This window comes from Aerococcus viridans, from assembly GCF_002871935.1.
GTDB classification, from domain to species: Bacteria; Bacillota; Bacilli; order Lactobacillales; family Aerococcaceae; genus Aerococcus; species Aerococcus viridans_B.
In genome coordinates this window covers 1-6844 of sequence record NZ_PNHQ01000035.1, presented here as the reverse complement: position 1 = coordinate 6844, position 6844 = coordinate 1, and the positions used below count along the sequence as shown (strand labels likewise).

The following is a 6844-nucleotide window of genomic DNA, read 5'->3' as shown; positions in this document are numbered from 1 at the left end:
TCTTTAAAAGCAATAACATAAATTCCTTCAAAATCACACTTCAGAATCACGTCCTAAACTTTCAATTTATTCCTTGACATCTTTATAGCTGGCTTTATTAGAAATCTAGCGGGGGTAATTTGGCTTTAACTTGGGCAATAACGGCATCATGTTTCGCTGGATAGAATAATTGGCTACCCAGTTCTTCAACTGTTTCATTCCAAGTAAAACCAGGACCAGCAGTTGCTAACTCAATTAAGATACCACCACGCTCACGGAAATAGAGGGATTTAAAGTAGTCGCGGTCTTTGATCTCACTTGTGCGGTATCCACGTTGTTGAGCAATTTCAAGCCAATATTTCAAGACCTCCTCGTCCGCTACTTCAAAGGCAATATGGTGGACAGTGCCAATTTCCATCTTACCAAAGCTATCGGACGTTTTTCGGATATCTAACCATTCTTTGTGGTCACCGGGCGCTTGTAGGCGAATATATTGATCATCTTCGGCTATTTTGTGCCAACCAAAAATCTGATCGAATAGTTCAACCGTATGACTTGGACGGTGGCTATATAAGATTGCTCCAGCGAAGCCTCGGATAGCTGTTTCAGATGTTATGTCGTCAACGGCGTAGGTATTGGCTTTACCCCAATCCTTTTCAACTAGTTCAATATTTAAGTTGTGGAAATCTTTTACTAGAATGGTTTCATTCGCAAAACGACTACCACGAGAAAATGGGATACCCTTAGCATTTAAACGATCTTGCCAAAAGGCTAGACTGCCGTCTGGAATAGCAAAAGAAGTCGTCGCTACTTGACCATCGCCTAATTGACCAAGGCGATCATTTTCCCATGGGAAGAAGGTAATGATTGTACCAGTATCAGCTTCATTATTGCCAAAATATAAATGATAAGTATAAGGGTCGTCATAGTTGAGAGTTTTCTTAACCAGACGTAAACCTAGGATATCGCGATAAAATTTCAATACTTGGTTAGGGGCACCGACAATAGCTGAAATGTGATGTAGTTTTTGAATAGTTTCTATCATGATACTCCTCCTCGTTTATCTCTAATTCGAAATAATTTTCAAGACAAGTGTAGCATTATTTCTGATTCGAATCAAGTGAAATTGTGGTATATGGTAATTGCATTCCCGTTTTCGCCGGATGCATTGTGAAGATGATGTAAAGTTATCATAATTAACAAAAAATTTAATTTTATTTGTTAGAATAAGACTGTGACAATGTGAAGAAAAAGCGCGTGGTAATTACAGGAGGAATGGAATGAGTGACTCGTACGAAAATCCGATGACGATGGTAGCATCTGATAAACGTCCATTTGGTTTCCGTGACATTATTGGTTATTTTTTTGGAGACTTTGGTTGTAATCTGAGTTACTCAGTCGTAACTTATTACCTGACAATTTTTTATATGTCTTATATTGGTATAGAAGCGACACATTTTGCAGCCTTGATGATTTTGACACGTGTCTTTGATGCGGTGAATGATCCATTAATTGGCTATTTTTCTGACCGCATCAAACCCTTTAAAGGAAATCGTTATAAAGCTTTTATATTGATTGGAGGACCTCTACTCGCGATTACTTCTGCTTTTATGTACTTTGACACCAGTTCAATGAGCTATGGAGTGAAATTAGCTATTTGCGCGATTTCATACATTGCTTGGGATTTTACTTATACCTTAGTGAATATTCCATATGGCACCCTAAACTCAGTAATAACAGATGCTTCTGATGGGCGTGCGAAACTATCTACTGCCCGTTCAATAGGGGCTGGGGTGGCTAAATTACCAGTAGCCATGATTCCACTCATTGTATACCAAGATAGGCGAGTAGAGGGCCAAGTTGTTTCTCAATTTCAAGGGCAACTCATGTTTCCAGTAATGCTAGGCTTGGGAATTGTTGCTTTGCTTTCATTCTTTTTACTATATTCAAATGTAGAAGAACGGATACAAGTCGACCAAGAACAAATCAAAAATCAACCGTCCATACTGGAAACCTTAAAAATTTTATGTTCAAACCGCGCCCTTATTGCACAAATTATTGCAGGTACGGCACAAACGATATTTATTTATTCTGCATCACAATTACATCAAATGACTTTACAAGTGAAATATAACAATGGCGCATTATTCTCTTGGTTTACTTTAATTGAAATTGCCCCCTTGGCAATCGGCGCTTTATTGATTACACCGCTAGTTCGTAAATTTGGTAAACGCCAAGTCATCATCGTGCCATTAATCGCTAGTTTGGTAATTTATGGCGCAATGTTATTATTTCCAGTAGAAAATGTATATATTTGGATTGCTTTAATGGCCTTAGCGAATATGTTTACATTTGGTTTCCAACTGTTATCATGGGCCATGATTTCAGATGCCAGTGACTATAATGAATGGAAACAAGGTTTCCGTTCAGATGGCGCATTATATTCTTCATATATCTTCTGTCGTAAGATCGGGACCGCCTTCTCATCTGCCGCTGTACCGTTATTAATTGCCTTTGCAGCACCTTCATTGGCACTTAATAATGCATCAACTTGGACCGCATCAAATGTGAATGCTATCTATAATATGTCCATTCTATTTCCTTTGTTTGGCTTTGGATTAGTATTCATAGCTTACTTATTGGTATTTAACATCTCAAAAGAAGATTATCATAAAATGCAAAAAGACTTAGGTCATACAATTGATAACGGCTAGTTGAACATATGAATATCAAAGAAAACAATTGATGAACAAACAAGACAAAACCAATAAGAACATCAATTGTCTTCACAAATAAAAGACAGAATTTGATATACTAAGAAAAAGGATGTGAGTGAGACCGTTAAGCTCAACAACTCTGGAAGATTAGTGCGTGACACACAAGGTGTGTCAAAAACTAATCTGAAGAGGACTTGAGCTGGTCGAACGAACTCGACTAAGAAAAAGGGTGTGAGCTTTGGCGCTCAGGCAGGTAACACTGGAAGGAATATGCCGTAGCAAGTTTACTTGCTGCAAATATTTCTGAAGTGGAGACCGGATTGCCAAAGCGAGCCCGACTAAAAAGGGTGTGAGCGTCGACGCCAAGAAAGGAACCGTTGGAAGATGAAGGCAGTAGATGCGAAGTCAGCTACAACATCATCTGAAACGCAGTCCTTTCTGGAGACGCGAACCCAACTTCACAGGGTGCGAGACCTATCGTTGAATTGGTCTATTTCGTATTGAGTTTAGATAAGGTGGTTATATGAAAACATTAGCAATTGATACATCAACACAAGCTTTAAGTGTCGCCCTACGTGATGGGGACCAGGTTGTCACAGAAACGACCACCAACACAAAAATTAAACATTCAACGCAGTTGCTCCCACTAATTGATAGTATGTTCAAGTTAGTCAATTGGCAACCTAGCGACTTGGATGGGGTTGTTGTGACGGAAGGGCCGGGATCTTATACAGGATTGCGGATTGGCGTAACTGCGGCAAAAACTTTAGCCAATACCCTAAGTATTCCTTTATTCACTTTACCAACTTTAATGGCTTTAGCAGGTAATGTACAGGCAACAACTGGTCCAAGTTTAGTCATCCCTTTCATTGATGCTAGAAGAAAAACAGTTTTCGCGACCGTTTATCTAAAAGAAGGCTATACATTTAAGCCATTATTCACCACATCACACGGTTTATTTACTGACTTTTTGGACCAAGTTGCAGCATATCTCGCTGACCATGATGATTTACAAGGATTATCGTTAAATTTTGTGAGTCCAGATATTGAAGCTTTCCGCTCAGATATTGAGGCTAAGTTTGGCGAAGAAGCCATTATTTTCCCAAGTGAATCAGGTTTAATTCATGCTGGCCACCTAGGTGCATTACCACTAAGAGAAGTGGATGTCGATACTTTTATTCCAAACTATGCAAAATTATCGGAAGCTGAAGAAAATTGGGTCGCTCAAAATCCTGAGGAGGCTAAGGCAGATGAAGGCACGTATGTGGAGAGAACAAATTAAAGCAATTTTCAAAAATTTTAATCGACAGGTGTTATTTACCGTGAAGAAATCTCTAGTAGCTGATTTAACATTAGACAAACAATCAATCGCTTTACCAGATGGACAATCGCTCTTTTTTGTGATGCAAGATACGACAGTTATTCATCAAATGGTTGATGTTGAATATCGCGCTTACCATCAAGTCGTTTCTTGGACAGCACGCGACTTCTTGTATGACATGACTCAAAATCCTCATACCTATTATATCCAAGCCTTCTTAGGTGATGAATTGGTAGGGTTTATTGGCTGTCGCCGTGACCGGACGGATGTCCATATTTCAAACTTAGTCGTACATCCAGATCACCAATCTATTGGTATCGGGTCTGCTTTACTAGACCGAGCTATTGATTGTGCTAAACAACTGGACCGAAATGTTATGACACTAGAAGTGCGGGCATCAAACCATGGCGCACAACGCTTTTATCAACGTTTCGGCTTTTATGAAAGTGATACCAAAGAGAACTATTACTCTGATAATGACGAAGATGCCTATGAAATGCGGTTATCTCCCCTTATTAATGTGGAACAAATCGAAGTTGTCGAAGGGGTGTAACCCGTGCAAATTGACCATCTAGACCATCAGTGGGCTAAAACTCAAGACTCCAAAGATTTAGGCAAAATGGCTACTGATATCCACGCTAGCTTACACCAAGCCTTTTCAACAGATTTATCTTGGTCAGCAAAAGCCATTGAAGCAAGTCTCAATAATCCATACCATCATTTCTTTATTATGCGCGATCCAGCAAACTTAGAGATTGTTGGACTAGCGCATTTTCAATTCATATTTGAGGAGGTAGAACTCTTCAATATTGCCGTCTTGCCTGACTATCGTAGACAAGGGCTTAGCTACCATCTGCTTGAAGAAGCTTTGCCTTATTTTGCCCAAAATAAGGGAAAAATAGTGACCCTTGAAGTCCGTAGCCGTAATCAACCTGCACGGCGACTATATGAAAAACTAGCCTTCAAACAAATTGCTAGTCGTCCCAACTATTATCCTGTAGACTTAGACGACGCTATAATTTATCAACGAAACTTAGCAGATAAAATTTGAATAACAAATTGAAAGGAGCCATTTTTTGCTATGGCAACAATACTAGCAATCGAATCTTCTTGTGATGAAACATCCGCTGCGATCGTCCAAAACGGCACAGATATGCGGTCTAATGTTGTCGCAAGTCAAATAAAAAGTCATATGCGGTTTGGCGGTGTAGTACCTGAAATCGCTAGTCGTCATCATGTTGAACAAATTACCCAAATCATCGACCTAGCGATGAGTGAAGGTAACGCTACTTGGGAAGATGTGGACGCTGTCGCAGTAACCCAAGGCCCCGGCCTGGTTGGTTCGTTATTAATCGGGGTTACGGCAGCCAAAACTTTGGCTTTTGCGCATCAAAAACCTTTAATCGGGGTTAACCATATGGCTGGACATATATATGCTAACCAACTAATTGCGCCAATGGATTATCCATTGTTGGCATTAGTCGTATCCGGTGGTCATACTGAACTAGTGATTATGCGCGGAGAAAATGATTTTGAAACAATTGGTGATACGCGTGATGATGCTGTAGGAGAAGCTTACGATAAAATTGGTCGTGTCATCGGAGTGCCTTATCCAGGTGGGAAAATTATTGACCAAATGGCACATGAAGGGGAAGATGTTTATCAATATCCAAGAGCTATGAAGGATGAAGATACATTAGATTTTTCTTTCTCAGGCTTAAAATCTGCTGTAATCAATCATATGCATAATGCTAAACAAAAGAATGAAACGTTGGATATGAATAACGTAGCAGCTTCATTCCAAGCAGCAGCGCTTGATCAATTGGTGGGTCGGACAATTGCTGCCTTAAACCAATATTCAGAAATCAATCACTTGCTAGTTGCGGGTGGTGTAGCAGCCAACAAAGGTTTGCGTAGCCAATTAACTGCTGCGGTTGAGGGGTTAGACCGATTAGTGACCTTACAGTTCCCGCCGTTAAGCCTTTGCGGTGACAATGCGGCGATGATAGGTGCTGCAGCAGAGTCCCTATACCAAACACAGCAATTTGCCTCTTTAGCTTTAGATGCTAAACCAGGTATGCGTTTATCATAGATAAAATATTTTGAAGCAAGGCAAGTTTTCTTTATAATTAGAAAAGAATCTATCATCAAGTAAGAAAGAGAAGGCGGTGGGTAATGTTTAAGAAAAGAAAAACGGATACGCAAGATAAACATGAAGGCCGAAATCGTCTAGAAGAACTTTCAGCGCAACAACGACGGAAAGAGCGGTTCAAAGAACAATCTGATCGAATTCGTGATAATCCTAGTGATACTTTTGTGGATATTATTATCTTTCTTTTGATTATTGCTGTAATCACTGGATTGGTCTTTCTATATTGGGCTTTTAGCCTGTAGAAGGCGATGATCTATTCGCTCAGATGATGAAATGAAAAGGGTCCTGTGTCAAATAGTGTTGGTGACCGAACATAAATAATCATACTAATAATTTAAATAATATATTTCAAATATTCAATAACGGAAGGGCCATGTTTAATGGTTCTATGATAAATACCGAAACCAAAAAGAACGTATAGGGGACCCCAAAAGTTAGACTAATTTTATGAGAGTTGTGAACTGACCCCTGTCAAGTAGACAGGTAAAAAAATAAGTTTTTTTGAGACTAGAATTGTCTAGTCTTTTTTTAATGGTTCTATGATAAATAGTGTTGGTGGGAAATTCTTAGGAATTTCCGCCAGCACTATTTTTGGGTATACAAAAAGGCCATGAAATCCTAAAATAAAGTAAATCACCACAATATACTTGAAAGAAGGAAAATTCATGACCTATT

General features: G+C 39.3%; 7 protein-coding genes. 6 read left to right on the top strand and 1 reads right to left on the bottom strand.

Translation table 11 applies throughout. The features are described 5' to 3' along the window. Window positions 1-97 precede the first annotated feature (97 nt). Window positions 98-1024 (bottom strand): VOC family protein, encoded by a 927-nt coding sequence (locus tag CJ191_RS08885; RefSeq protein WP_070467825.1) that lies wholly within the window; start codon window positions 1022-1024, stop codon window positions 98-100. 235 nt (window positions 1025-1259) lie between these two features. On the opposite strand from CJ191_RS08885, the gene CJ191_RS08880 reads away from it, so the two are divergent. The 6 genes from CJ191_RS08880 (at window position 1260) to CJ191_RS08855 (ending at window position 6411) form a co-directional block, all read left to right on the top strand. Next, window positions 1260-2693: an MFS transporter gene (locus CJ191_RS08880; protein WP_102199552.1), complete on the top strand. Its 1434-nt coding sequence runs from the start codon at window positions 1260-1262 to the stop codon at window positions 2691-2693. A gap of 526 nt (window positions 2694-3219) precedes the next feature. Beyond that, complete coding sequence (gene tsaB, locus CJ191_RS08875) at window positions 3220-3978, top strand: tRNA (adenosine(37)-N6)-threonylcarbamoyltransferase complex dimerization subunit type 1 TsaB (protein WP_102199551.1); 759 nt, start codon at window positions 3220-3222, stop codon at window positions 3976-3978. Next, window positions 3947-4570: a ribosomal protein S18-alanine N-acetyltransferase gene (rimI, locus tag CJ191_RS08870; RefSeq protein WP_102199550.1), complete on the top strand. Its 624-nt coding sequence runs from the start codon at window positions 3947-3949 to the stop codon at window positions 4568-4570. The genes tsaB and rimI (CJ191_RS08870) overlap by 32 nt, the downstream gene beginning before the upstream one ends. 3 nt (window positions 4571-4573) lie before the next feature. Further along, entirely contained in the window at window positions 4574-5068 is a 495-nt protein-coding gene (gene rimI / locus CJ191_RS08865; protein WP_070467828.1) for a ribosomal protein S18-alanine N-acetyltransferase, read from the top strand. 30 nt (window positions 5069-5098) lie between these two features. Next, window positions 5099-6109, top strand: coding sequence for a tRNA (adenosine(37)-N6)-threonylcarbamoyltransferase complex transferase subunit TsaD (tsaD, locus tag CJ191_RS08860; RefSeq protein WP_070467829.1), 1011 nt, complete (start codon window positions 5099-5101; stop codon window positions 6107-6109). A gap of 83 nt (window positions 6110-6192) precedes the next feature. After that, window positions 6193-6411, top strand: a complete 219-nt coding sequence (locus CJ191_RS08855; protein ID WP_102199549.1) for a hypothetical protein — start codon at window positions 6193-6195, stop codon at window positions 6409-6411. Window positions 6412-6844 lie beyond the last annotated feature (433 nt).

What these genes read in the sequence shown, in the direction of transcription:
- CJ191_RS08885 (WP_070467825.1), bottom strand. Translation starts at nt 1,024, where the DNA reads ATGATAGAAACTATTCAAAAACTACATCACATTTCAGCTATTGTCGGT.
- CJ191_RS08880 (WP_102199552.1), top strand. Translation starts at nt 1,260, where the DNA reads ATGAGTGACTCGTACGAAAATCCGATGACGATGGTAGCATCTGATAAA.
- tsaB (WP_102199551.1), top strand. Translation starts at nt 3,220, where the DNA reads ATGAAAACATTAGCAATTGATACATCAACACAAGCTTTAAGTGTCGCC.
- rimI (WP_102199550.1), top strand. Translation starts at nt 3,947, where the DNA reads ATGAAGGCACGTATGTGGAGAGAACAAATTAAAGCAATTTTCAAAAAT.
- tsaD (WP_070467829.1), top strand. Translation starts at nt 5,099, where the DNA reads ATGGCAACAATACTAGCAATCGAATCTTCTTGTGATGAAACATCCGCT.
- CJ191_RS08855 (WP_102199549.1), top strand. Translation starts at nt 6,193, where the DNA reads ATGTTTAAGAAAAGAAAAACGGATACGCAAGATAAACATGAAGGCCGA.